Origin of the sequence: Labrenzia sp. R5_0 (assembly GCF_017743835.1) — a bacterium.
Taxonomy (GTDB): Bacteria; Pseudomonadota; Alphaproteobacteria; order Rhizobiales; family Stappiaceae; genus Roseibium; species Roseibium algicola.
In genome coordinates, this window is sequence record NZ_JAGHRK010000002.1 from 277,950 (window position 1) to 304,133 (window position 26,184).

Genomic DNA, 26,184 nt, shown 5'->3' on the forward strand with positions numbered 1-26,184 from the left:
TGGATGAGCTTCCTGCCTCGGTTTGCGGGCCGGAGCAGGAAACCCGAAAGGTCACTCGGCAATGTCGAAATGCTGGAGATGCTTGTCCGAGATCGTGATGCCGAGGCCGGGCAGATCGTCGTCAAGCTGCAGATAGCCGTCCACGGCTTCCGGGTCTCCTTCGAAGATGTAATAGAAGAGCTCGTTGCCGACCTCGACATCGAACACCGGAAAATACTCGCTGATCGGGCAATTCGTGTTGGCCATGGTCAGATGGTAGTTGTGCATCTGGCCCGCATGGGGAATGACCGGGATCTGGGCAGCTTCGGCAATGGCGTTGATCTTCTGCGCCGCCGTGATGCCGCCAACCCGGTTGGTATCATACTGCAGGATGCTGACGGCCTTGCGGTTGATGAGCTCGGCACAGCCGATCACCGAAAACTCGTGCTCGCCGCCGGAAATCGGCACGATGTTCATAGCATTGAGTTCGGCATACCCGGCAACGTCATCCGCGATCACGGGCTCCTCTAACCAGCGTGGCTCGTAAGGAGCAAGTTTCGGCAACATGCGCTTGGCATAGTCGAGGTTCCAGCCCATGTAGCATTCCAGCATGAGGTCATTGTCGTAGCCGATGACCTCGCGAACCGCTTCGACCCGCTTCAGGTTTTCCCGCATGCCCGGCATGCCGTCCTTGGGGCCGAAGCCAAAGCGGGACTTGAAGGCCTTGTAGCCGCCCTTCATTGCCTCCTCGGCTTCCTTCTGCATCGCCTCGATCGACCCGGCGTAGAGCTTGGAATAATAAACCGGGATCTTTTCCTTGGTGCGGCCGCCCAGAAGCTTGAAAACCGGCTTGCCGACCAGCTTGCCCATCAGATCCCAGATCGCGATATCGATGGCCGAGATAGCCGTCATGCCGATCCCCTTGCGCCCCCAGGCGTGGCTGCGCCGGTACATCTTTTCCCAGATGTAGGCATAGTCGAACGGGTCTTCGCCGATCACCAGTGGTGCATACCAGTCGTCGATGGCCTTCTTGACGACCGAGGGAGCCAAGGCGGCGTTGCCGATGCCGATGGTGCCGTCTTCCGTCTCGACTTCACATGTCAGCCACTGGTGAAAGCGGAAAGAGGACATTGCATCGCCCTTCATCCACAGGGCATCGGAAGCGTTGGTGCAGAAGTTGCCCTGCGGCGGGACCGTCGGACCTTTCCAGGTCCAGACGCGCGTGCGTACGGATTTGATTTTCATATGGTTGATCCACTCAATTGGAAATTCGGGAGGTCCGGCGCCGCGTTCCCATGGCGCAGGCAATGTTCCAGGCGTTGCGCATCGGGCCGACATTGGCGGTTCCCTTGCCGCGAATGTCGAAGGCGGTTCCGTGTGCCGGTGTGGTGATCGGGATCGGCAGACCACCCTGCACCGTCACCCCCTGCCAGAAGCCCAGCAGCTTGATCGCGATCTGCCCCTGATCGTGATAGAGCGTCACGATGGCGTCGAGTTCCTTGGCGACCGCTTTCAGGAAAATGGTGTCGGAGGGATAAGGCCCTTCCACAGGCAGGCCAAGCGCCTTCGCACGTTCGACTGCGGGCGTGATGATCTCTATTTCTTCCGTCCCGAAATTGCCGTTGTCGCCATTATGCGGATTGAGGCCACAGACACCGATCCGCGGGCTCTCGAACCCGGCATCCTTCAAGGCCGAATGAATCAGCCGCGCAGCCTCGATAATCTTGTCTTCGGTGATGAGGTCAGCCACATCGCGCAGGGCGATGTGGCTCGTTACCCGGCTGGTCCATAGACCGTCCATCACGTTGAGTTCCGAGACACTGCCATTGTGGCCCAGCCGGTCGGCAAACCAGTGCAGCTCGTCCGACTGGCTCATGCCGGCCGAATGAAGTGATGCCTTGTTGAGCGGGGCAAAGACCAGCGCATCCGCCTTGCCTGCCCGAACCATGTCGACCCCCATGCCAAGCGTTTCCAGGCAATGTGCGCCACCTTCCGCGCTCACCTCGGCACGTTTCCAGCCACCTTCCGGAGCCTTGCCAACCTGCAGGAATGCCGGAACCCCGGACCCTTGCTCGGGCAACGCAGCCGATGAGACGACCTGATAGTCGAAACGGACACCGGCGATCTCCATGCCGGTTTTCAGCTCTGCCTCGTCTCCAAGGATCAGGATATCCGCCGCCTGGCGGGCTTCCTCCTCGGCGAGAAGCCGGGCGACCAGTTCAGAGCCGATACCCGCCGGATCGCCAAGGGTCAGAACCAAACGCGGTTTGGGCGTCGTCATTGAATAAACTCCGTCAAAGCAAGGGAAACCTGGGGAACGTAGGTCACCAGAAGCAGGATCAGGGCGAGCACGCCGATGAACGGCAGGTTGGCACGGGACGTTTCCCAGATGCCCGCCTTGGCAATCGAGCAGGACGTGATCAGCACCGAGGCGACCGGCGGTGTCTGCTGACCGATTGCAAGGTTGAGTGTCACCATGATGCCGAAATGGATCGGGTCGATGCCAACCGCATTCACCAGCGGCATGACCACCGGCACGACCAGGATGATTGCTGCCGCCCCGTGCAGGAACATGCCGAGCACCAGCAAGAGCAGGTTGAGCAAGGCCAGCACGATGAAGGGATTGGTGGTCAGTTCGGTGATCTGCGCGGCCAGTTGCTGCGGCACCTGGGCCTGCGTCAGGAACAGGCCCAGCGCGGCGGATGTTGCCACCAGCAGCATGACCACACCCGTCTGGCTGATACCTTCCAGCATGGTCTTGCGCAGGCGCCGGACATCGAGATCCCGGTAGATGAACAGGCCGATCACCAACGCCGCCAGTACAGCCAGCCCGGCGCCTTCCGTTGCCGTAACAATACCGGAGAATATGCCGCCCAGGATGATCACCGGCATGGTGAGCGCCCAGAACGCTTCCCGGAAGGTCCTGGCAACGTGGCGAAGGTCGAAGCCTTCGGCGCGCGGCAGGTTGTAGCGAACCGCCAGAATGTAGGTGACGATCATCAGCAGTCCGCCGCCGAGAACGCCCGGAACGATACCGGCCACGAACAGCTTCAGCACCGAAGTTTCGGCAATTGCACCATAAAGGATCATGGGAATGGACGGCGGAATGATGATGGCAAGGGACGCCGAAGACGAGGTGATTGCCGCCGCAAGCGTCCGGGAATAGCCGCGTTTCTTCATTTCCGGGATCAGCACCGTACCGGTGGCGGCCACATCGGCCACGGCTGACCCGGAAATTTCGGCAAAGACCATCGAAACACCGATGTTGACCATGCCCAGCCCACCCCGGACAAAGCCGATGAGAGCAGTGACAAAGTTGATCAGCCTGACGGAAATGCCTGACGTGTTCATCAGGTTGCCGGCAAGGATGAACAGCGGGATGGCGATCAGCGGAAAAGAGGTCGAGCCCGAATAGAGCGCGATGGCCATGTCGTAGAGCCGGTCCGTACCCGAAGTCAGGACGAACCCGCCGAGAGCGACAATCCCGATTGCCACGGCAATCGGCACGTTGATCAGGATCAGTCCGATGAGGACGATTGTTGTCAGAAGAAGGATCATCGTGTGCCCTCCCGTGCGTGCATGGCCTGGGCCTCTTCTTCAGCCTCGGCAATTGCGTGTTCGATTTCCGCGTGTTCCCGATCAACTCCAGCGGCAGCGTCGCGCAACGTGCGTGGCAGCGTCAGCAGCGTTCCGATGATCATGAGACCTGAGGTGATGGGGATGACCGATTGCACGATGTCGAGCGTCATCCACGGAAGGCTGAGGAGTGAATCCCACTTGGCAACCGCCAGAACCGCATAACCGTACCAGGCAACAATTGCGAAGAAGGCGATGACGAGCAGTTCCGAAAAGGCTGTCAAGGCCACCGCCAGTCCTCTCGGCATGGCAGTCACCAGGCCGGAAAAGGACATGTGGTGCCGCATGAAGACAGCGTAGGTCGCACCGAAGTAGGTCAACCAAGCCAGCATCACGCTGGCCAGTTCGTCGTACCAGGACGGCGAAGCCCCCAGGTAGCGCATTGTCGTCGAGTAGATGACCGCTCCCGTCAAGGCGAGCAGAAGTGCGATGCAGACAGCCTCGATTGCGCGCAACAAAAGGCGCTCGAACAAAGCAATCATGGCTCCTCCCAGAGAAATTGCCGGCCGGTTGGCCCGGCCGGCTGTTTTGTCAGTGTCTTGTTTGATCAGTCGGCAAGGCTCTGCGCCAGCCCCACCAGCTTGTCGCCACCCTCAACCTTCGCTGCAAAGGCTTCGTAGATCGGCGCAGACGCTGCGATGAAAGCGGACTTGTCGGCCTCGTTCACCTCGACCCCGGCGGCACGCACCTTGTCGACCAGCTCCTTGTCCGCAGTCTCGCCTTCATTGAGCGACCAGTCCTGCACCGAAGCTGCAACTTCGGATACGGCCGTCTTGACGTTTTCCGGCAGCTTGCCCCAGGTTCCGGCACCCGTCGTCAGGTAGGTCGGCGAATAGACGTGGCCTGTCAGGCTGAGATACTTCTGAACTTCCTGGAAATTGGCGCCGACAATGTTGGTGAGCGGATTTTCCTGCCCGTCCATCGTGCCGGTCTGCAGGGCCACGAACACTTCCGAAAATGCCATCGGCGTCGGGTTGGAGCCCCACTCCTTGAACATCGCGACGCGCCACTCGGAAGACGGTGTACGGATCTTCAGCCCGTCCAGGTCGGCTGGTGTGTTGATCGGGCGGGAGTTGTTCGTGATCTGGCGGAACCCGTTTTCCCAGGTTGAAATCACGTGAAGACCGGCGGCTTCAGCCTTGGGGGCCAGCTCCGTCTTGACCAGATTGGCGTCGATGGCCTTCAGATGCTCGCGGTCCTTGACGAGGAACGGCATGTCGAACAGGGCGAATTCCGGCGCCACGTTGGTCATGATGGACGAAATCAGGGTGAACTGCACGGTACCGAGACGCAGCTTCTGCATCAGCTCCTTCTCGTCGCCCAGCTGCGCGTCGGCATAGAATTCGACCTTGTCGGCATCGCCGAGACGCGCCTGCAGCTCCTCGGCAAACTTCTGCGCGCTGCGGCCCTGCAAGCTGTTGGAAGCTGCGCCAACGGCAACGATGTAGGTCTCGGCCTGCGCGGGCAGCGCACCGAAAGCAAAGACGGACGCGAGCAGGCCTGCACAAAGGCCCTTGTGTATCTTGTTCATTGATGTCTCCTCCACTTGACGGGACCGACGACCGGCGACGGACGTCAACTCCCACCTAAGGGAACCTAGTGAAAGTCCGTTGCCAAGAATAATGGGAAGACAGGATCGACCGATAACCAAATGGAATTGATCACACCTGTTGCGAAAACCATGAGAGCAAGTACCAGCACCTGCTGCAAGCCCGATAACGGCGGTTTCCGCCCCTTGTCCCAAGCCGAAATGCAGCGTTCTGTAGCCTGATCAACCGAACTTTGGCACAGTCTGGCACTGCCAGAAATCAACCGGAAGGCCCATGGCGTGAAAGCCCAGTATGTGGAACTGATCGACGCTGTCGCGACCCTTGGAAGCCTGGCGGCCGCCGCGAAGGTCCTTGGAAAATCTCAGCCAGCAATCACCAAGGCGTTGAAGAAGATCGAGGGCGATCTCGGCGTTGTTCTGTTTCACCGGGTGCCGAGCGGCATCGTGCCGACACTGGAAGGCCAGACCGTCATCGACCGCTGTCGCCGCATCCAAAGCGACCTGCAGAAGCTTTCGGAAGATGTCGCCCAGTCACGCGGGCAATATGTCGGCATGATTTCGGTGGTGGTCTCGCCGCTCGCCGCACTGAAGATCATTCCTCCTGTGCTGCGCCGGTTTCAGAACCGGTTTCCGGGCATCGAGCTGAACATCACCGGAGGCCACGCCCCGAAGGCCTTTCACGCGCTGAGGTCGGGCGAAGCGGATTTCGTCATCGGCCCGGCTCCTGACGGACAGCCCAAGGCAGGGCTTCATGTCGAACCGCTGCTGACGACATCGGTGACCTTCCTTGCGGGCCTGCAGTCCTACCTGAAGGACCTGTCAAAACCGCAAGACCTGTTGAACGCACGATGGGCCGTTATCGGCCCGAGCAGCCGCCGCCCTCTTTTTCAGGACTTCTTCCGCCTGCACGGTCTGCAAGGGCCCGCCCCTGTCATCCGCTCCGATTCGATCCTCAGTATTCTGTCCGTTCTGGAACAGTCCGACATCGTCTGTTCGTTTCCATCGCTCATTGTGGACGAGGTCAGGGAACGGTGGTCCGTGACGGCGCTGCCTGTCGACCTGAGCATGCTGACGGTGGATATTGCCCTTACTTGGACCAAGGAAAGGCTGCTGACGCCTGCTGCCCTCGCCTTTGCAGACATCGTTCGCGAAGAAGGCCGCAATTGCGCTCCCCAGACATGATTGGATATAACCTGAAGTTATATCCATGAGTTCGAGTTAATTGAGGGATATACCTCCGGAGTGCTAGTCTTCCCCCCAAGAAGGCCGCAGAAGCGGCACCTTGGGAGGACATCTGAGTGAATATCCTGTTCGTCATGTACGACCAGCTGCGCTTCGACTATCTGAGCTGCGCGGGACACCCTTATCTGCACACACCGAATTTTGACCGGGTTGCCGCCAGGGGCGTGCGCTTTACCAATGCCTATGTGCAATCCCCCATATGTGGCGCCAGCCGGATGAGCTTCTACACCGGGCGCTATGCGTCCTCCCACGGGGCACAGTGGAATGGCTACCCGCTCCGGGTCGGCGAACACACGCTCGGCGATCACCTGCGCAAGGCCGGCATGGACTGCTGGCTTATCGGCAAGACGCACATGAAGGTGGATGCGGAAGGCATGACCCGGCTGGGGCTATCCCCGGACAGCATCATCGGCGCCCGGCAGGCCGAGTGCGGATTTGATGTCTGGGTGCGGGACGACGGTCTCTGGGGCGAAGGGCCGGACGGCTTTTATGACGAAAAACGTTCGCCTTACAACGAATACCTCAAGTCCCGCGGCTATGCGGGAGAGAACCCCTGGGCGGATTTCGCCAACGCCGGCGTCGAAAACGGCGAGAAGGCGTCCGGCTGGATGTTCGACAATGCGGACAAGCCCGCCAATATCCGCGAGGAAGACAGCGAAACACCCTGGCTGACGACCCGCACGATCGAATTCATTGAACAGGCAACTGCACCCTGGTGCGCGCATGTCAGCTATATCAAGCCCCATTGGCCATACATCGTGCCGGCGCCCTACCACGACATGTACGGGCAGAACCACGTTCCCGCCGCGATCCGCGCCGATGTCGAGCGCGAAAATGCGCATCCGATTTATGCGGCCTTCATGGCCAACAAGATTGCGGCCGCCTTTCAGCAGGAAGATGTGCGCCGAAAGGTCATCCCCGCCTACATGGGCCTGATCAAGCAATGCGACGACCAGCTCGGCAGGCTCCTGGACTACCTGGAAGAGACCGGCCGGATGGAGGACACGATGATCGTGCTCACCTCCGACCACGGCGATTATCTCGGGGACCACTGGCTCGGCGAAAAGGACCTGTTCCACGAGCCTTCCGTCAAGATCCCGATGATCATCTATGATCCGCGGTCCGAAGCCGATGCCACAAGAGGCACCACCTGCGATGCGCTGGTAGAAGCCATCGACCTTGCCCCGACATTTCTGGAAGCTGCCGGCGGGGTCGAAGCTGGTCACATTCTGGAAGGCCGCAGTCTGAGCCCCTGGCTGCGCGGGGAGACGCCCGACTGGCGAGAGGCGGTCATCAGCGAATACGACTATTCCGTCACCCCCATGTGCGCCTCCCTTGGCGTCAGCACCAAGGATGCCCGTCTCTTCATGGTGTTCGACGGCCGCTACAAGCTGATCCATGCCGAAGGCGGTTTCCGGCCGATGCTGTTCGACCTTGAGAACGACCCGGAAGAATTCCACGACCTGGCCAAGGCCGACGGCCATGAGGCCGAGATCGCCCGCATGTACGACCTACTGGCCCGCTGGGGCCGGCGTATGTCGCAGCGTGTGACGCGGTCGGATGCCGATATCGCCGCCATGCGCGGCAAGTCCGCCCGGCGCGGTATTCTTCCGTTCCTGAAGGATGGATCGGAAGTGCCGGAGGAACTGACCGAGGCCTATCGCGGCCCTGCCCTGCAGGATCATGTTTCGCCCGAAAAGGGAGGACGTTGAGGTGAGCACGGCAACAGGCGACACCCCGGCCATTGTCCGCAGCGACAAGTGGATTGCCGACTGTCTCGCCGTGCTTTTCGTGCTCGTGATCGTTACCTATGCGGCCTCCGGCCCGATCACGGATTTTGTCCGCTGGTTCATCGAGACCACAACACAAGGCTTCGATGAACTGTCGCGCCGCGATCAGCGCGCCCTGCTTCGCGACCACTGGCTTGGGGCTGGTTACCGCTCGTTCGAACGATCCTTCCTGCTGCCGACCGGGCTGATCATCGGCCTGCCAATCGTCTTTTCCTTTGCCATCTGTCTGCTGACACTGCACCGGGGCCGCGCCTGGCGCTGGCTCAACTGGGCGCTGACGCTGCTCGCGCTCGCCGCCTTTGTGTCCTGGATGCTGAAGATCTTCGCGACTGACGGCGGTGCGCTGCCAAGCGCCAGCCCCATCGACTTCGTGATGTTCCCGATCGCCACCGCCATTACGCTTTATCTGACCTGGCGCATGTTCGGCGGCTTCATCGTCGCCTTCTGCCTGTTCTGGGTGGTCTATTTCTTCATTCGCGGTTACCTGCCGGACTGGACCGGCATTCTGGCCGGATCCGACTCCACATTCGGGCAGAGCCTGCGCGCCATGGTGTTGAACTTCTGGGCCCAGACCGGTGGCCAGTTCGGTCAGCCCCTGCAGGTCGTCTCCGGCAGCGTGCTGATCTTCATCGTTTTCGGTGCGGTGATGATGGCTTCGGGCGCGGGCGACCTGCTGATGAAGATCGCCAACCGGCTCACCGGCGGGCTCGTCGGCGGTGCCGCTCATGCGGCGGTCGCTTCCTCCGCCCTATTCGGCACGCTTTCCGGCGCCGCGATTTCCAACGTGGTCTCCACCGGCGTGATGACCATTCCCGTCATCAAGAAATCCGGCTTCAAGCCGGCCTTTGCCGGGGCTGTGGAAGCTGCCGCTTCCACGGGCGGTCAGATCATGCCGCCGGTGATGGGGGTTGTCGCCTTCTTCGTCGCCGGGCAGATCGGGCTGGAATACCGCTACATCGTTGTGGCCGCCATCCTGCCCGCGATCATGTTCTACTTCGCCACCTTCCTGACGGTCTATTTCGAGGCCCGGCGTCTTGGCATCGGGGCCCTGCCGAAAGAGCAACGGCCGCCACTGACAGGCAAGGAATGGGTGCAGTGCCTCGTGTTTGTCGTGCCACTGGGTGTGCTTACCTATTTCCTGTTCAGTCAGCCATCCGTACCCAAGGCAGGGTTCTACGGCTTTGTTGCCGCCATCGTCTCCGCGCTGGTCCTGTTCCGCGAATTCCGGTCCCGCACACGCCTCTGGCAGGCGTTCGTCAACGCAGGTCGCATGGCGGCTACGATCGTCGTCATCGTAACGGCGATCGGACTGATCGTCGGCCTGATCCAGGTGTCCGGTTTTGCCGGTCGCCTTGCGCTGTTGCTGACACAGCTCGCCAGCGGGCCGCTGCCGCTCGTACTGGTGGTCGTTGCCCTCGGCGCCATCGTGCTCGGCATGGGTCTGCCGCCTGGCGCAACTTATTTCATCATCGTGATCGCGCTCTCTTCCGGCATTGATGCGGTTGGTATCCCCGAACTGACGCTGCACCTGTTCGTGGTCTTCTTTGCGGTCATGTCCACGGTTACCCCGCCCGTTGCGCTCGCCGCCTTTGCCGCCGCCCCGATTGCCGGGGCAGACCCGATCCGCACGGGTTTCGAAGCCGCCCGGATCGGCATTGCCGGCTTCCTGATCCCCTTTGTCTTCGTCTATCACCCGGCGGTTCTCTACAAGCTGCAGGTGCTGTTCGCCTGGTTCGGCACCGGCGCGCCGGACAGCAAGGCGATGGTCGATCTCGCGACAGTTTCCTGGGGAGCGTTCTTCTGGATCATCGCCGCTTTTGCGCTCGCCATGTGGTCGATCGCTTCCGCTTTAGCCGGGTTCGACCGGGGGCGCCTGCCATACTGGGAGCGTATTTTGCGCATTTGCCTCGGCCTGCTGGTTCTGGTGCCGCACGTGGCCATTGCCGGTGCAGCCGCGGTTCTGATCCTGGCGGACTTCGCCTTTCACGCAATGCGGCACCGGAGCCCAGCCGCCGCGCCCAATCCATCACAATGAAAAGAGCAATTTTCCACGGGAGGACGGAATGAAACGATTTGCCTTTACAGCCCTTGCCGGCCTGATGCTGGCCGGCTCTGCGTCGGCTCAAGACAACACGCTCAAGATGCAGACCATAGAGCCAAGCCTCGGTCAGGCAATCACCATGGCGACCTTCGCCAACATCGTGACGGACAAGCTCGATGATGTTTCCATCGAAGTCGCCGGCGGCGGCGCGGCAACGCTGCACCAGATGGAAACCGCTCGCGGCAACCTCGACATGTACATGATCTCGCCCACGATCCACATCCTGATGAGCAACGGTGCGGCCATGTACAAGAACGAGCCGGAAGCCCCGGAACTTGCCAAGAATGTGCAGGTGCTGATGTGGTTCCCCTACGGCCAGTATCACTTCGCCGTTCGTGGAGACAGTGACATCACCGTTCTGGATGACATCGAAGGTGCAACGGTCTTCCTCGGACCGCAAGGTGGCGGTGCGTACAACGCAGCCAAGGGCTGGATCGAGGCCACCACCGGACTTGTCGCCGGTGAGGACTACGACGCCATCAAGGCAAACTGGGCAACCGGCTTCCAGTCTTTCCTGGACGGCAAGGTGGAAATGTATGTCAATGGCTGTATCGACCCGTGCCAGCAGTTCATCCAGTTCACCGAAACCGAGACAGTCCGCTTCATCGGGCCGGAAGACGATCAAGGTGAAGAGGTCGACAAGTTCCTCGGCAAGTTCCGCCAGCGGGCTGAAATTCCGGCAGGTCTCTACGAGAACCAGGTGAATGACGGTCCGGTCATGTCCAACGACACGGCAGTCGGGATCGGTGTGCGTGCAGACCTTGACGAAGAGCTCGTCTACCGGATCACCAAGGCCTTCTGGGAAAACCTTGGCAGCATCACAACCGATGCCCCCTGGGCCAAGGCCTTGTCGCCAGACTATGCCGCCCAGACACTCGGCACGGCCACGTTCCACCCGGGCGCTGCCCGTTACTACAAGGAAATCGGGGTTCAATAACCGGCGTTGGCCCTGACCGACGAAGAGCGGCCGGGCAAATCCACCAAGACCGGGGGTCTCCAGCCGTGAGCGCAGACCCCCGGTAAAGCTGCATCTATCGTTTTTCCGCCAAAACGTTGTACCCTTGTCAAAGCCGGCTGGGGGCAGCGGAAGATACCTGAGACTTTTTACGCGGAAGGTATTGATATGACTGTAACTCTGGATATTCAGCAACCACAGCCGTTTGATCTGGTGGGATCAAGAATACTGATCGCGGGTAATGCGACCGCATTCGAAGGAACCTTGAGCATTCGGGTTTCCGAAGGACACGACGAATATGCCTCCTTCACCCAGGTCGGCTCACTCGGCCTCAAGCAGTTCCAGGGATTTATCGATATCCCGGACACCAACCAGTTTCAGCTCAATCGCCTGTTCCTGACCCTGGCCGACGACACCGGCAACGAAAATGGCCCGTCCGTCGTCGTCCCTGTCCTGTTCGGCCCCAGGATCCTGGCGGGATACGGTGGCTGGCAGCCCTACACGGTGAAGTCGGGCGATACCCTGACCAAGATCGCGCAAGACCAGTATGGCACTAGCGACTATCAGCCGATCTTCGATGCCAACCAGCACATCCTGAGCAGTCCAAACGTTATTTTCCCGGGTCAGGTTCTTCGAATACCGCGCAACGACATCTGACGCCCGGCATCCGCCTCAAACAAAGGCCGGCAAAAAGAAAAGGCCCGCCAGAGGCGGGCCTTTCCGTCAAACCGTATTCGGCGCTGATTAGCGCGAATAGAACTCGACCACCAGGTTCGGTTCCATCTGTACCGGGTACGGTACGTCAGAGAAGCCCGGAACGCGGGAGTAGGTCGCGGTCATCTTGTTGTGGTCGACGTCGATATAATCCGGAACATCACGCTCTGCGGACTGGGTTGCTTCCAGAACCAGGGCGAGCTGCTTGGACTTCTCACGAACTTCGATCACGTCACCCGGACGGATCTGGTAGCTCGAGATGTTGACGCGCTTGCCGTTCACCTTCACGTGGCCGTGGTTGATGAACTGACGTGCTGCGAAAACGGTCGGGACGAACTTCGCACGGTAGACGATGGCGTCCAGACGGCGCTCCAGCAGGCCGATCAGGTTTTCGGAAGTGTCACCTTTCATACGGGACGCTTCAGCATAAACCTTGCGGAACTGCTTTTCGGAAATGTTGCCGTAGTAGCCTTTCAGCTTCTGCTTTGCGCGGAGCTGAACACCGAAGTCGGACAGCTTGCCCTTGCGGCGCTGGCCGTGCTGACCCGGGCCGTATTCACGCTTGTTGGCCGGGCTCTTCGGACGACCCCAGATGTTTTCGCCCATCCGGCGGTCAATTTTGTACTTAACGCTATGGCGCTTCGACATCGCGGTTTCCTTTGAATTCGCGTTGTTATTTAAAAGGAAACGCGCCCTCCTTTATCGTCACAACCCGTCTTGCGACGGAAAGGTCAGATCGACAGGGACCCGGCTAGACGGCGCCGGCCGGATGCCCACGGGTGCGTAGATCCGGAAGACATTGCCTGCCGGACCGCGCGGAGATACAGGCAGAGCCTTGAAATGTCAATGCGTGCTCCCGGTCCGCTTCGGAAAAGACCCGCCGAACCCGGCCAATTCTGCTTATTTTGTCGGACAAGCAGGCATATTTAACGGTTCAGATGGAATTCATTGCCATAATTTATGACGTAGCGTCCACAAAATGGGGAAAACAATGCATACATTTAGAGATTTTTAATTGCAGCTTTTCACTATGCAATCGCCGTTGCAACCATAGCGAATAATATCAGTGCAACGGACTGTTCCGAGACCCCATCAAACAACGGAAGCTTATCGGCCGGACCTCGGCAATAGGATCTAGAATGTCAGCGAATCGTCAACCAGTTCTTCAGACAGTTCCGGAAGCGCCCGGCTTGCTCTGTCGTACGCCGAAGGACACGCTGGCGAAACTGGACTATGCCCTTCAGCCGGTCGTCGATATCGGCACCGGTGTTGTTTACGGCTATGAGGCCCAGATCCGGAACTGCGATCTTGTCGGTGCGCAATCGCCTGACGAACTGATTGATTTTGCCCACGCCGAAGGATATCTGCCCCAGTTGGAGGCCCATCTTCTGGAAAAGGCGATGAACCGCTTCGGTAGGTTGAAGATCGCCCAGGGCACCAAACTCTATTTCAAGCTGGATGGACGCGACCTCGGCCAGGACAACGATCCGCGCATGCGGCTGGCAGGCCTTGTGGCGGAAGCCGGCTTGCAGGTGAACCAGATCTGTCTGGAATTTTCCGAGCGGCACCAGCAGACCTTCACCGACGTTACCCACCACGCCGTCAACGATCTGCGCCAGTTGGGTTTCCTGATCGCGCTTGACGACTTCGGCCGGGGCTCCTCCGAGCTGCGTCTGCTGCACGACATGTCACCCGACTACGTCAAAATCGACCGTTTCTTCCTGAACGGCATCGATTGCGACGCCAGGAGAAAGCTCTTTGTCACCACGGTGGCCAACCTGGCGCACGTGCTCGGCGCAAGGGTGATTGCCGAAGGTGTTGAAACGGAGAGCGAGTTCAAGGCTTGCCGGGAAGCAGGCTGCGACCTGATCCAGGGCTACTTCGTCGCCAAGCCGTTCCAGGAGGCCTCTTCCGCCAAGCTCTTTTATGACCATGTGCGCGCGCCGGGTGTCGGCCGCAAGCGCCGGGAGGAGCTGGACCGGATCCGCAACGAGCTGATCAAGGTACCGACCATCCAGTCGAACGCTTCCATGAACGACCTGCTCGACATGGTGGTCCATAACCAGGAGGCCAGTGTGGTTCCGGTTGTGGATGCCAACAACGAGCCGCGCGGCCTGATCCACGAACGCGACCTGAAGGCCTATCTTTATGCGGGCGCACCGGACGACGACGATGCCAAGGCAGCCCTCGATTTCCCGCTGCGCTCTTTCGTCCGCGCCTGCCCGATCGCCGACATCGATTCCAATGCGGACATGCTGCTGGTGACCTTTGCCTCCTCGATCAATTCGGATGGCATCATCATCACCGAGAACTTCCGCTATGCCGGTTTCCTGTCAGCCACCTCTCTCCTGAAGATCATTCACGAAAAGCGTCTTCAGGAAGCGCAGGACCAGAACCCGCTGACCCGCCTGCCGGGCAATGGCGCCATTTCCAGGTTCATCGCCGAAAGCGGGCGCAAGGGCACGTACGACCGGCACATGTGTTATTTCGACTTCGATAACTTCAAGCCGTTCAACGACACCTATGGCTATCGCCAGGGCGACCGGGCGATCATTCTTTTCAGCGAATTGCTGCAGCGTCATATTTCGGGGTCAGGCACGTTTTACGGCCATATCGGCGGCGACGATTTCTTCGCCGGTTTCCAGAATGTCGACCAGACCGATGTTGCTGCGCGCATGCTGGCGCTGAAACGTGCATTCCGCCTGGATGTGGAAAGCTTCTATGAACCCGAGCACCGGGAACGCGGCTTCATCGAAGCCCAGGACCGCTTCGGCACGACGCGGCAGTTCCCGCTGCTGCAGTGTTCCATATCGATCCTCAGCCTGCCCAAGGGCCTGACGCTGCATCCCGATACGCTCAACCACGAGATCATGGAACTGAAGCGCGCAGCCAAGCGCTCCGACGACGGCCTGGCCGTCAAATGCCTGGCTGCGTGAGGCCAAGCCACACTTCTACACTTCTCAGGGAACACGTTGCACGTTCTCACCTGACCGGCGGGACACGGCTCTGAGCGCACCTCTCATAGGAGGGCACGTTCGGGATGATGCCTTGTGCTGCTGTGTGGCTCGATCCGGGCGACCGATGGCCAGGAAAAAAGGCCCGTGCGACTACGTTGCCAATCAGTCCAGTACCAGGCCAAACCCGGCCAGCAGCCGTGACACCCCCGCATCCTTCGTGCCCGAGGTGAAGATCGCCCGATCTGGCAGATGGCGGGAAGGTTCACTTGCAGCCCCCTCCCCCAGAACTCGGACCAACTGGCGGGCGATGGCTTCCGCCGGATCCAGCCAGTCGACCGGCCAGGGAGCAATCCTGCGGAAACGGTTGGCAAGAAACGGATAGTGGGTGCAGGCCAGCACGACGATGTCGGTCCGCTTGCCGTCCTGTTCCAGGAAACAGTCAGAGATTTCCGGCAGAAGGTCTGCGTCGGAGACGGTGTCGCCACGCAGATGTTTTTCGGCCAGTTCCGCCAGCTTGTCCGATCCGACAAGCCGGACATGGCACTGGCTGGCAAAACTCTCGATCAGGCTTCGTGTATAGGTTCTGCGCACCGTGCCCGGCGTTGCCAGAACCGAGATCAGCCCGGAGGAGGTGCGCTCCGCCGCCGGCTTGATTGCCGGAACAGTGCCGACAAAAGGCACGTCTGGATGTCTCTCTCGCAAGGCGTCCCCTGCGAGCGTGAAGGCTGTATTGCAGGCAATCACCACCGCCTTGGGGCCGTGTTCGGCAATCAGATCGTCGAAAAGGGATACGATCCGTTCTTTCAATTCCGCTTCCGGCCAGCGGCCGATGGGAAAGGCCGCATCGTCGGCGACATAAAGGAGCGGCTCATAAGGCAGCAGATATCGCGCTTCGCGCAGCACCGTGAGCCCGCCAAGACCTGAATCGAAAAAGAGTACCGGCCCCGAACCCTGCAAGATCTGCCTCTATTCTTCGCTGCCTGAACCTGATCTGTCCTTGCGCGGTCGCGTTTCCCGTTTTTCCAGCGAGGCCACGACACCGCGCAGCGCGCGCACTTCCTGGTCGGTCAACTCGGCCTTCTGGAAGATGTTGCGCAGCGTACGCACCATATGCGGCCGCCGCTCCGGCGGACGGAAGAAGGTAGCCTTGTCGAGTGCCCCTTCCAGGTGCTCGAAGAAACGCAGCACTTCGTCCTTCTTCGCCGGTGGATGCACTTCTTCCGACAGGATAAAGGGCAATGCACCGGACGTCGCGGTCTTGCGCCATTCATAGGCACACACCAGCACTGCCTGCGCAATGTTCAGCGAGGCAAAATCCGGATCGACCGGCAGCGTGACGATCTCGTCGGCGAGAGCTACTTCCTCGTTGTTGAGACCCCAGCGCTCTCGGCCGAACAGATAACCGGTCGCGGCACCCTGTTCTCCGAGTTCGACGGATTTTTTGGCAGCTTCATCCGGCCCCCGCACAGGCTTGGGCACTTCGCGCGAGCGGGCCGTGGTGGCGAAGACGAATTGCAAATCGGCAATAGCCGCCTCGACACTGTCGAAAACCTGCACCTTGTCGATAACATGATCCGCCCGGCTTGCCGCGGCTCTTGCCTTCTCACTCGGCCAACCGTCGCGCGGGTTGACGATCCGCAGATCCACCAGACCGAAATTCGCCATCGCCCTTGCCGCAGTGCCGATGTTCTCGCCAAGCTGCGGCTCGCAAAGGATCACCGCCGGCGGCTTGGCCGTCACGGCGCGGGCTTCGTCTCTGATGTGTGCATTCTTGCTCATGAAGCGGGGATTTAGCGGAAGCAACGTCGGATGAAAAGACCGAAAGGCCTGCACCACAGCTGCGGTCGGCCTCATTCCTCCGATAAATACGATGATTTTTGAGGTCCGTCTGCGTTCCGTGCATCTTGGCCTTGTCAGACGCATCTCCGCCACTGCTCGGAAGGTCTCTCGTTTTCCGAGGGGAAGCCGGTTCGCCGGCACCACAATCTGGCAGCCGGAAAGCGTCAAAGCCTGAGATTGAAACATGTGCGTGTGGATGACCCAACGCTTTCCGAAGGCCGGGAAGTCCAGACATCTTGAAATCAGCCAATTACACCTACGATTAAACAACACTGCAAATATTACCCAGGCACACAAACATTTTATTGTTAATATTTAAGATAAATTGCAGGAAAGATACAATATCAACTTTACACGCCCTCAATAAGTGCATGGGATACTGCTTTTCACGTTTCAATTCGGGTGTATTTCGTGCGAAAATCTGCAACCCTCTTCCGGACTTATTGTCCAGCGGTTTCAATGCTTTGCGTTGCCGTGCTGTTCAGTGCGGGGCTGCTTGTGACCAAGAACGCCGGTGCGGTGGGACTGCAGGCAGTGGCTGTATTTCCGCCCTGGTTTTCTGAACGACAAAGCTTCACTTCGGTAGCGCTTACCGGAGCCCCCATCGCAGCACCTGGACCTTTCGACTGGATGGTGGTTGCCATTCCGCAATCCGCGCAACAGTCGCAAAGTCTGAAATCTTCCAACGCACTCTTTCTTCTCAATGCCGAATTTGCACGGTTGTGCGGTATCGACCAGCACGGCCCCAGACTATCGGAGGCACGACCGGTCGAATGAAACCTTCGTTTCTGAATAATTTCTGGGTCGATGTTTCGGCACTGAACGTGCAGCGGCTTCGCCAGGCTGTGAGCTGGATTCTCGTCTGGTACTTCTGGCTGGCTGCAGCAATAGCCGTTATCGCATCTTATCTTACCGGCGGCTCAGTGCTTTTTGTTGCCCTTCCTCTGGCCCTGATCGGTACCGTCACGACGGCAACCGTCATGGCCGACGCGTCGGCCTTGCGCACGCGGCTGATCGTGACCGTCGCGATCAATTCCACATGGATGTTCGGGCTCTACGTCGCCTCCGACATCCACAATGGCGAGTATATGCTTGAAGTGCATATGCTTTATTTCATCAATACGTCGATCATCATTGCCTATGTCTGCTGGCGATCGGTGCTGATGACCACTGTTGCCGCCCTTGTCCATCATTCGGTGCTGACGCTCCTCCACCCGGAACTTGTCTGGCCTTCCTCCAGTTATTCCTGGTGGCATCTGATGAACCACTACATCCTGGGAACGATCAATTGTCTGGGGGGCATCTATATTGCCGCTTCACTCAAGAGATTTCTCGACCACATGGAAAGCGCAAGGCTTGAAGCGCACCATCGCTCGATCCACGATGACCTGACCGGCCTACTGAACCGCCGCGGACTTCGCCACGCCATTGGAAAGCTGCACCAGGACGACGGCACCCTGCCCGACATGACCCTGTTCCAGATCGACCTGGACGGTTTCAAGAACATCAACGACACAGTCGGCCATGCAGCCGGCGACAAGCTGCTTGTGCTGGTGGGGGAAAGACTGAATGCGATTGCTCCCGTCAACTCGATCATCGCTCGTATTGGCGGCGATGAATTCGTGGTAGCGTCTCCTGCGATCGGCGCAGACCAGCAAACCGATTTTCTTGAGGGACTGAAAAGCTGGATGCAACGCCCCCATGTCGTCTCGAAAACCAAGCTTCGCGTGGGCGCCTCGGTTGGCGTAACCCATTCCAGCATAAGCGGCGGCAAGCTCGACAGCATGATGGTCGACGCGGACATAGCGCTTTACGAGGCCAAGAAGGCCGGGAAGAACAGGGCCGTGATGTTCAATCCGGGCCTGAAGAAAGATGCGCAGCATCTGATGAAAACCGCCGAAGCGGTCCTCTACGGGTTGGAGAACGACGAGTTCGAGCCTTATTTCCAGACCCAGCATGACACCCGGACAGGTGCTGTTGTCGGGATTGAAGTGCTCGCCCGCTGGAACCATCCCAAGCAGGGCATTCTGGGTCCCGCCGCTTTCCTGGACGCGGTTCAGGAAGCGGGCAAGGCGGCTGCCTTCGACAGCCACATCATGTCGAAAGCAATCGATCTTATCCTGGCCCAGGAACGCACGGGGGTCGTTTTTCCGAAGGTGAGCTTCAACGTCAGCTACCAGAGGCTGGCCGAACCCGGACTTGCCGAATACATCCAGAACCTGCCGAAGGTCCGTGCCGAAATCGCATTCGAGCTGGTCGAGTCGGTCTTCTTCGATACGCTGTCGGACGATGAAGTCGAAACCGTCAACGCCCTGCGCAAGCTCGGCATTCGAATAGAAATCGACGATTTCGGCACCGGCCACGCATCGATTATCGCGCTCACAAAACTCAAACCCGATCTTCTGAAGATCGACCGGGCCCTGATTTCTCCGCTGTCCAGCAATCCGGAGCAGTTCAAGCTGATCAAGACAATTGTCGACATGGCACACGGGCTCGGCATCGAAGCCCTTGCCGAAGGGGTCGAAACGGAAGACACGATCAACAAGCTGCGCATGCTCGGTGTCAACTACGTTCAAGGATATGCCTTCAGCAAACCAATGAACATTGCCGACCTGCAAGGCTTCCTCGTTCGCAAGTCAGCCTGACGCGGGCGGTCCTTTCCTTCAGCCTAAGGATATTCCGATCCCGATCGGAAAGCTCCGGCAGATTGCCCATAACTGCCGGCCAACCTCCGTCGGACCGCCGGTCTGCCCGTTGAAAATCAGGCTCGGGCCGATGCCACTCCCTCCACTCCTGATTGCCTTTTCCAACGGCTTTGCTAGAACACCTGCGGACTTCACACCCTTCGCCTTCCGGAGGGCTTTCAATTGATTGCGTACAATTGTATACGCATGTCGAAATTCATCGGGAGCGGTCCCGCACCACTCCTTTGACCAATGTTCGAACGCTAGGAAATGTGACTGTCATGGCCGACATTATCTACACCAAGGTCGACGAAGCACCGGAACTGGCCAGCGCCTCGTTCCTGCCGATCATCCGCTCCTTCACCAAGGCAGCCGGTTTGACCGTCGGTACCAAGGATATCTCCCTCGCAGGCCGTATCCTGGCGAACTTCCCCGAGTATCTGACGGACGCACAAAAGCAGTCCGACGATCTTGCGGTCCTCGGCGAAATGGTCAAGCAGCCGGACGCCAATGTCATCAAGCTGCCGAACATCTCGGCATCGCAGCCCCAGCTCAACGCCGCCATCAAGGAACTCCAGGCCCAGGGTTACAAGCTGCCTGAGTATCCGTCCGAGCCGAAGACGGACGAGGAAAAGACCGTCAAGGCCAAGTATGACGCGATCAAGGGCTCTGCCGTGAACCCGGTGCTGCGCGAAGGCAACTCTGACCGCCGCGCGCCGAAAGCGGTCAAGGAATACGCCAAGAAGAACCCGCACCGCATGGGTGAATGGCTGCCCTCTTCCAAGACCCACGTCGCCACCATGGGTGAAAACGACTTCTTCTCCAACGAAAAGTCGGTGACCGTTTCTGCCGCATCCTCAGGCAAGGCGAAGATCGAATTCGTCGGCAAGGACGGAACCGCCACGGTTCTCAAGGGCGACTTTGCCCTGGACGAAGGCGACGTCGTTGACGGCACCTACATGAGCGCCAAGGCGCTGTTCGCGTTCCTGGAAAAGGAAATCCAGGATGCCAAGGACATGGGTATCCTGTTCTCGCTGCACATGAAGGCAACCATGATGAAGGTCTCCGACCCGATCATCTTCGGTTACTGTGTGCGGGCGTTCCTGAAGGACGTCTTCGACAAGCACGCCGCAACCTTTGCCGAGCTCGGCGTCAATCCGGACCTCGGCATCGGTGATCTGGAAGCCAAGGTCGCCACGCTGCCGGCCGACAAGGCCGCCGAGATCAATTCCGACATCAAGGCCGCTCTCGACAACGGCCCGGCCATGTACATGGTGAACTCCGACAAGGGCATCACCAACCTGCATGTCTCTTCCGACGTCATCATCGACGCCTCCATGCCGGCCCTGATCCGCGCAGGTGGCAAGGGCTGGGGTCCGGACGGCAAGGAAGGCGACGCCAAGTGCGTGATCCCGGACAGCTCCTATGCCGGCGTCTACTCCGCCGTGATCGACTTCTGCCGCGAAAACGGCGCGCTCGATCCGGCCAAGATGGGCACCGTGCCGAACGTCGGACTGATGGCCCAGAAGGCCGAGGAATACGGCTCGCATCCGCAGACCTTCAAGGCTCCGGCTGACGGCACCATCCGCATCGTCGACGCTGCCGGCAACACCCTGATCGAACATGCCGTCGAAGAAGGCGACATCTGGCGCGCATGCCGCACCAAGGACGCCCCGATCCGCGACTGGGTCAAGCTCGGCGTCACCCGCGCTCGCCTGTCCGGCATGCCGGGCGTCTTCTGGCTGGACAAGACCCGCGCTCATGACGCGGAACTGATCAAGAAGGTGGAAGCCTATCTGCCGGAACACGACACTTCCGGTCTCGACCTGCAGATCATGGCTCCGGCCGATGCGGCGAAGTATTCCACCGAGCGTATCGCCCGCGGTGAAGACACGATCTCCATCACCGGCAACGTGCTGCGTGACTACCTGACCGACCTCTACCCGATCCTGGAAGTCGGCACCTCGGCAAAGATGCTGTCCATCGTTCCGCTGATGAACGGTGGCGGTCTTTTCGAAACCGGCGCAGGCGGCTCCGCTCCCAAGCACGTTCAGCAGCTGATGGAAGAGAACTACCTGCGCTGGGACAGCCTGGGCGAGTTCTGTGCCCTCGGTGCATCGCTGGAACACCTGGCCAACGTCAAGGGCAACGACAAGGCACAGGTTCTGGCGGACGCGCTTGACAAGGCCGTCGAGAAGCTGCTCGACAATGACAAGTCCCCGTCCCGCAAGGTCGGTGGCCTGGACAACCGCGGCAGCCACTTCTACGTCGCGCTTTACTGGGCACAAGCACTGGCCGCACAAGACAAGGACGCCGAGCTGAAGGCGCATTTCGCACCGATCGCCGAAGCGCTCTCTGCCAAGGAAGATGCGATTGTTGCCGAGCTCAACGGCGTTCAGGGTTCACCCGCCAACACCGGTGGCTACTACCATGCCCCGCAGGAAAAGGTGAACGCCGTCATGCGTCCGAGCGCAACGCTCAACGCCATTATCGGTTGATTTGCAAATACACCCTTGGGTAGAAGTAGGGCGGCTCAGGCCGCCCTCTTTTTTTGCGCCAGGGAGCTCATTTCAAATGGTCCTTCAAAACGAGAACCATCAGCCGGTTGTCCGGAATGGAGCCGGGGAAGAGTTCACCCTCTTCTCGGCAACAAACGACCCTCAATCAGCCAAATGGTGGCCGGACACGAGCTTTCTGGTGCATGCGCTCAGCGATGGCGATTTTTCGACCCTGCGCGGTGCCATACAGCTCATGGACGATGAGCACGAACCAGTCTTTCTGACCGGGCCCGGCAGCGTCACGAACGAACTTTATGCCCGCCTGGAACACCTCGGCTACATGAGGACCACGGAAAAGCCCCTGCCCGAAGAGATGCAGGGGCACCTGATCGAGCGCGGGCTGACCGACTATGGCAAGGAACATATCGCCGACTTTGTAATCGCCCAGCGCATCCAGATGGAAGAGCTGGATGGCAACAGGGAAACGCTGGAAGACTTCTGCACGAAATTCGACAATCTGCGGGAGCATCACACGGGTTTCCCGCTCGAGGCGCTGCACACGTTCCGGATGTTCTTTTCCGATCCACGCTACGATTTCGATCTGGACCAGTCTTCGAACTATCTTTTCCGCCTCTACAAGATGTTCGGCATTGTGGAGATCTCCGACGAAGGTGTCGCACGCGCGAGCCGTTTCGGCTCCATGAATGTGCCGTTTCTCTTCGATCTGCTTCTCAACGAGCGTGGGGCAACAGTCAGACACTAGCCCCGAAAAGCGCTATTGCCTGGGTGCAGGACATCCCCAGGGCTCATGACGATCGGTTGCCTTAGTTGACGTTCCCAAGCCTCAGATCCAGGTCCGGGTCTTTGCTGCGCTCCGTGCGGGGAGACGATTTGAGGCTGGCAACGAAAAAGGGCGGCTCACCGAGCCGCCCGTTTTTTACCGACGCCGCTTATCCGCGGATGAATGCCAGAACGTCGTTGTTGAACTCCTCGGCCTGCAATTGTGCAAGACCGTGGCCACCGCCTTCATAGATCTTCAAGGTGGCATCGTCGACGATTTCCGCCGCCCGGTGGGCAGAAGCCTTGATGGGCACGATCTGGTCGTCGTCGCCATGCACGATCAGCGTCGGCACCTTGATGGCCTTCAGGTCACCGGTGTAGTCGACTTCCGAGAACTCTCGGATACAGTCGTACTGACCCTTGATGCCACCGGCCATGCCCTGCAGCCAGAAGCTTTCCTGCAGACCCTGATTGGTGTCGACCCCATCGCGATTGAAACCATAGAATGGCACCGTCAGATCCCTGAAGAACTGCGACCGGTTGTAGGCGGTCCCCTGGCGGATACCGTCGAACACTTCCATCGGCGTGCCGTCCGGATTGTCTGCCGTTTTCAGCATCAGCGGCGGCACAGCACCGACGAGAACGACTTTGGCGACCCGGTCATTGCCATGCCGGCCGACATAATGGGCAACCTCGCCACCACCGGTGGAATGACCGATCAGGATCACGTTCTTCAAATCCAGATGCTCGATCAGTTCGGCAAGATCGTCCGCGTAGCGGTCCATGTTGTTGCCGTCCCATGGCTGGCTGGAGCGGCCGTGGCCGCGGCGGTCATGGGCAATCACCCGAAAACCGTTCTGGCCGAAAAACAGCATTTGCGCGTCCCAGGCATCAGCCGACAGCGGCCAGCCGTGGGAAAAGACGATCGGCTGCCCCTGCCCCCAGTCCTTGTAGAAAAGCTCTGCGCCATCGGATGTCGTGAAAGTCGTCATTTTCAGATTCTCCTGTTCAAGCAGTTGTTTTGCGGCACCGAACCTCGGCGCCATCACCAGACCGAGCCCAAGGACACCGCCGCCAATCAGCGCCTGGCGACGGTTGACCTGCGGCCCAACGATCTTGTTTCCCATCGGATGATCTCCATTTAACTCGTGCACGATTTAATCGTGTGCGATGTATATGTATCGGCAAGTTCGCTCTGTCAACGCTTGCCAAGAAAAAAAATGCTGCTTAGGAACGTTTCATGTCAGAACGCACTGAAAACAAAGGCGCCTCGAAGCCCTTGAAGAACGCCGGCCCGGGCGCCTTGGGCAGAGATCTCGACGATTTTCTCTGTTTTGCCGTCTATGAGGCCAATCTGGCCTTCAATCACCTTTACCGGTCTTTGCTGGAAGAGCTCGGCCTCACCTATCCGCAGTATCTGGTGATGACCCTGCTTTGGCGCAGAAACGAGAGGACGGTCAAGGATATCGGCGACGCGCTCAGCCTGGAATACAACACGCTGACACCGATGATTAAGCGCCTGGAAGCAATGGAGCTTGTCTCCCGCGTCCGCGATCTGGAGGACCAACGCGTCGTCAACGTCTGCCTGACAGCCAAGGGTAACGCGCTTCGGGAAAAGGCAGCTGCCGTGCCGCAGTGTGTTGCCGAGGCCTCCGGTCTTTCGGAAAAGGCTTTCGAGGATTTGAAGTCCGCCCTCGACACATTGCGGTCCAACCTGAAATCCACGGGAGACCGGACATGAACAACCTCACGGGCAACATCACCGCCATCCTGTTTGACAAGGACGGCACCCTGCTTGATTTCGACGCGACATGGGCACCGGCCTATCGCGAAACCTCGCTCCATGCAGCCAGAGGCGACCGCGCCCTGGCCGACAGGCTCCTGGAACAGACCGGCATGGATCTGGCGACCGGAAAGTCCGCGGCCGGGTCTCTGCTTGCAGCTGGCAACTCTGCGGAAATCGCGGCTGCCTGGATTGCCTGCGGTGCTGATTTTCAGGAAGGCCCGCTGACCGCAGACCTCGACCGGGTGTTCATCGGCTGCATGCATGATGCTGCGCCCCTTACTGGCATTCCGGAAGCTGTCGAGACCTTGAGCGGAACCGGGTTCACTTTGGGTGTTGCCAGCAGCGACAGCGAAGCGGCCATAAGGGCCTTTCTTGCCGGCACCGGGCTTGCGCCCCGATTTGCCTTCGTCACGGGTTACGACACGGGTTTTGGCCCGAAGCCGGAACCGGGCATGGTTCGCGGCTTTGCCGAGACAACAGGTCTTGCACTGGACCGGATCGCCGTTGTCGGTGACAACACGCATGATCTGGAAATGGCCCGTTCGGCGGGCGCCGGACTTTGTATCGGTGTCCTGACGGGCACAAGCGCGCGCCACGACCTGGAAACCCTGGCGGATGCCGTTCTGGAGAGCGTTGCCGATCTGCCGGCCTATCTGGCCGCCAACTGATTCACATCAGGCCGGCACCGCCGCGCCTTGCCGTCGCACCTGTCCGGGCGTCTGGTTGAATTGACGCTTGAAGGCCCGGTTGAAGGCGGCTTCCGAGCTGTAGCCGATGTTTTCGGCAATATCGATCAGGGGCAGATCCGTCTCCCGAATGTCGCGCCGTGCCCGTTCCATGCGCCAGTGGGTGACATAGGCCAGCGGCGTCATGCCGACGAGGTTCGTAAACCTGTCCGCAAAAACCGTCCGGGACATGCCGGCTTCCCGGGCAAGGCTCTCCACCGTCCAGGGCTTTTCCGGCGCCAGATGGATCTTGGACATGCTGCGCCCGAGCTTCGGGTTGAGCACCGCCGCCAGGCATCCGGCCCTGTCCCCCTCCCTGTCGACGAACGTTCGCACCACCTGGATGAAGATGATCTCCGTCAACCGGTGGATGATCGCCTCGGACCCCGGCTGCCCGGCGCGCACCTCGCTGGCAACAAAACGCATCACTGCTTCCAGCCAGAAGGCGTTCATCGTCTGTGTGTTGGGCAGATGAATGACCGATGGCAAGGCATCGAGCAGCGGATGGACCGAGCCTTCCTCGAATTCGAAATGGCCACAGAACAGTTTGCAGGCCAGTTCCTCGTCCGGACCACCGTAATAGAGCGCACCTTCCCCCGTATAACCGGATTGCCGCACGACCTCGTCCACTTCGGCGGCGGGACGGCCCGGTTCATCACTCAGGATATGAGCGGCCCCGTGCGGAATGACGGCCAGGTCACCGGTCGCAAGGCGGATCGGCTTGTCAACACCGTCTACCGCGAGCCAGCAGCCACCACGCATGGCCATGTGAAACCGCGCGACATTGCCGAAAGCCGGCACCCGCACAGCCCAGGGCGGCGAAAAGCAGGTATGGAAATAGACGGATCCCCGTAGCTTCAAGGCATCCAGGATCTGGGTCAGGGCGTCATGTTTCATGAAAGGCCGGTTCCGGTTGAAGTCTCATTCCCGCATTTTTGCCTCAACACCG

Annotated in this window: 22 protein-coding genes; 12 read left to right on the top strand and 10 right to left on the bottom strand. The window is 59.6% G+C overall.

Features of this window, described 5'->3' with window-relative positions; genetic code table 11:
* Positions 1 to 51: 51 nt before the first annotated feature.
* From J7447_RS10140 to J7447_RS10160, 5 genes are all read right to left on the bottom strand, one after another.
* The gene (locus tag J7447_RS10140) at positions 52 to 1,224 is read right to left on the bottom strand and encodes an L-rhamnonate dehydratase (protein WP_023000847.1); all 1,173 of its coding nucleotides are present in this window, start codon (positions 1,222 to 1,224) and stop codon (positions 52 to 54) included.
* Positions 1,225 to 1,237: 13 nt separating this feature from the next.
* Positions 1,238 to 2,260 (bottom strand): 4-hydroxythreonine-4-phosphate dehydrogenase PdxA, encoded by a 1,023-nt coding sequence (locus J7447_RS10145; protein WP_168692690.1) that lies wholly within the window; start codon positions 2,258 to 2,260, stop codon positions 1,238 to 1,240.
* Positions 2,257 to 3,537: a TRAP transporter large permease gene (locus tag J7447_RS10150; RefSeq protein ID WP_023000845.1), complete on the bottom strand. Its 1,281-nt coding sequence runs from the start codon at positions 3,535 to 3,537 to the stop codon at positions 2,257 to 2,259. The genes J7447_RS10145 and J7447_RS10150 overlap by 4 nt, the downstream gene beginning before the upstream one ends.
* On the bottom strand, positions 3,534 to 4,097 hold the full coding sequence (locus J7447_RS10155) for a TRAP transporter small permease subunit (protein ID WP_023000844.1): 564 nt from the start codon (positions 4,095 to 4,097) through the stop codon (positions 3,534 to 3,536). The genes J7447_RS10150 and J7447_RS10155 overlap by 4 nt, the downstream gene beginning before the upstream one ends.
* A 65-nt stretch (positions 4,098 to 4,162) precedes the next feature.
* Entirely contained in the window at positions 4,163 to 5,146 is a 984-nt protein-coding gene (locus J7447_RS10160; protein ID WP_209169534.1) for a TRAP transporter substrate-binding protein, read from the bottom strand.
* 297 nt (positions 5,147 to 5,443) lie between these two features.
* Here J7447_RS10160 and J7447_RS10165 point away from each other — a divergent pair, with 297 nt between their 5' ends.
* From J7447_RS10165 to J7447_RS10185, 5 genes are all read left to right on the top strand, one after another.
* Complete coding sequence (locus J7447_RS10165) at positions 5,444 to 6,346, top strand: LysR family transcriptional regulator (RefSeq protein WP_209169535.1); 903 nt, start codon at positions 5,444 to 5,446, stop codon at positions 6,344 to 6,346.
* Between the two features lie 116 nt (positions 6,347 to 6,462).
* Positions 6,463 to 8,118: a sulfatase-like hydrolase/transferase gene (locus tag J7447_RS10170; protein WP_209169536.1), complete on the top strand. Its 1,656-nt coding sequence runs from the start codon at positions 6,463 to 6,465 to the stop codon at positions 8,116 to 8,118.
* 1 nt (position 8,119) lies between these two features.
* Positions 8,120 to 10,231 carry a TRAP transporter fused permease subunit gene (locus J7447_RS10175; protein ID WP_209169537.1) on the top strand — a complete coding sequence of 704 codons (2,112 nt, stop codon included), beginning with the start codon at positions 8,120 to 8,122 and terminating at the stop codon, positions 10,229 to 10,231.
* A 28-nt stretch (positions 10,232 to 10,259) separates the two neighbouring features.
* Positions 10,260 to 11,234, top strand: a complete 975-nt coding sequence (locus tag J7447_RS10180) for a TAXI family TRAP transporter solute-binding subunit (protein ID WP_209169538.1) — start codon at positions 10,260 to 10,262, stop codon at positions 11,232 to 11,234.
* Positions 11,235 to 11,420: 186 nt separating this feature from the next.
* Positions 11,421 to 11,909 carry a LysM peptidoglycan-binding domain-containing protein gene (locus tag J7447_RS10185; protein WP_152506182.1) on the top strand — a complete coding sequence of 163 codons (489 nt, stop codon included), beginning with the start codon at positions 11,421 to 11,423 and terminating at the stop codon, positions 11,907 to 11,909.
* An 87-nt stretch (positions 11,910 to 11,996) separates the two neighbouring features.
* Here the strand turns inward: J7447_RS10185 and rpsD are convergent, their stop codons facing one another.
* On the bottom strand, positions 11,997 to 12,614 hold the full coding sequence (rpsD, locus tag J7447_RS10190; RefSeq protein ID WP_023000837.1) for a 30S ribosomal protein S4: 618 nt from the start codon (positions 12,612 to 12,614) through the stop codon (positions 11,997 to 11,999).
* Positions 12,615 to 13,105: 491 nt separating this feature from the next.
* Here rpsD and J7447_RS10195 point away from each other — a divergent pair, with 491 nt between their 5' ends.
* Positions 13,106 to 14,902: an EAL domain-containing protein gene (locus J7447_RS10195; protein ID WP_168692686.1), complete on the top strand. Its 1,797-nt coding sequence runs from the start codon at positions 13,106 to 13,108 to the stop codon at positions 14,900 to 14,902.
* A gap of 183 nt (positions 14,903 to 15,085) precedes the next feature.
* On the opposite strand, the gene murI is transcribed toward J7447_RS10195, so the two are convergent.
* On the bottom strand, positions 15,086 to 15,880 hold the full coding sequence (murI, locus tag J7447_RS10200; protein WP_152506181.1) for a glutamate racemase: 795 nt from the start codon (positions 15,878 to 15,880) through the stop codon (positions 15,086 to 15,088).
* A 9-nt stretch (positions 15,881 to 15,889) separates the two neighbouring features.
* The gene (locus tag J7447_RS10205; RefSeq protein WP_023000834.1) at positions 15,890 to 16,702 is read right to left on the bottom strand and encodes an RNA methyltransferase; all 813 of its coding nucleotides are present in this window, start codon (positions 16,700 to 16,702) and stop codon (positions 15,890 to 15,892) included.
* Positions 16,703 to 17,221: 519 nt separating this feature from the next.
* On the opposite strand from J7447_RS10205, the gene J7447_RS10210 reads away from it, so the two are divergent.
* The 4 genes from J7447_RS10210 (at position 17,222) to J7447_RS10225 (ending at position 22,707) form a co-directional block, all read left to right on the top strand.
* On the top strand, positions 17,222 to 17,539 hold the full coding sequence (locus J7447_RS10210) for a hypothetical protein (protein WP_023000832.1): 318 nt from the start codon (positions 17,222 to 17,224) through the stop codon (positions 17,537 to 17,539).
* On the top strand, positions 17,536 to 19,407 hold the full coding sequence (locus J7447_RS10215) for a bifunctional diguanylate cyclase/phosphodiesterase (protein ID WP_209169539.1): 1,872 nt from the start codon (positions 17,536 to 17,538) through the stop codon (positions 19,405 to 19,407). Before J7447_RS10210 ends, J7447_RS10215 begins: the two co-directional genes overlap by 4 nt.
* A 311-nt stretch (positions 19,408 to 19,718) precedes the next feature.
* A complete protein-coding gene (locus tag J7447_RS10220) occupies positions 19,719 to 21,944 on the top strand; it encodes an NADP-dependent isocitrate dehydrogenase (RefSeq protein ID WP_353653769.1) in 2,226 nt (741 codons plus the stop codon).
* 76 nt (positions 21,945 to 22,020) lie between these two features.
* Positions 22,021 to 22,707, top strand: coding sequence for a hypothetical protein (locus J7447_RS10225; protein ID WP_077292513.1), 687 nt, complete (start codon positions 22,021 to 22,023; stop codon positions 22,705 to 22,707).
* A gap of 187 nt (positions 22,708 to 22,894) precedes the next feature.
* Here J7447_RS10225 and J7447_RS10230 read toward each other — a convergent pair whose 3' ends face one another.
* Entirely contained in the window at positions 22,895 to 23,716 is an 822-nt protein-coding gene (locus tag J7447_RS10230) for an alpha/beta hydrolase (RefSeq protein ID WP_031269231.1), read from the bottom strand.
* Positions 23,717 to 23,964: 248 nt separating this feature from the next.
* Here J7447_RS10230 and J7447_RS10235 point away from each other — a divergent pair, with 248 nt between their 5' ends.
* Both J7447_RS10235 and J7447_RS10240 read left to right on the top strand, forming a co-directional pair.
* A complete protein-coding gene (locus tag J7447_RS10235) occupies positions 23,965 to 24,465 on the top strand; it encodes a MarR family transcriptional regulator (protein ID WP_209169541.1) in 501 nt (166 codons plus the stop codon).
* Positions 24,462 to 25,178 carry an HAD family hydrolase gene (locus tag J7447_RS10240; RefSeq protein ID WP_209169542.1) on the top strand — a complete coding sequence of 239 codons (717 nt, stop codon included), beginning with the start codon at positions 24,462 to 24,464 and terminating at the stop codon, positions 25,176 to 25,178. The genes J7447_RS10235 and J7447_RS10240 overlap by 4 nt, the downstream gene beginning before the upstream one ends.
* Before the next feature lie 6 nt (positions 25,179 to 25,184).
* On the opposite strand, the gene J7447_RS10245 is transcribed toward J7447_RS10240, so the two are convergent.
* A complete protein-coding gene (locus J7447_RS10245; RefSeq protein WP_023000825.1) occupies positions 25,185 to 26,132 on the bottom strand; it encodes an AraC family transcriptional regulator in 948 nt (315 codons plus the stop codon).
* Between the last annotated feature and the right edge of the window lie 52 nt (positions 26,133 to 26,184).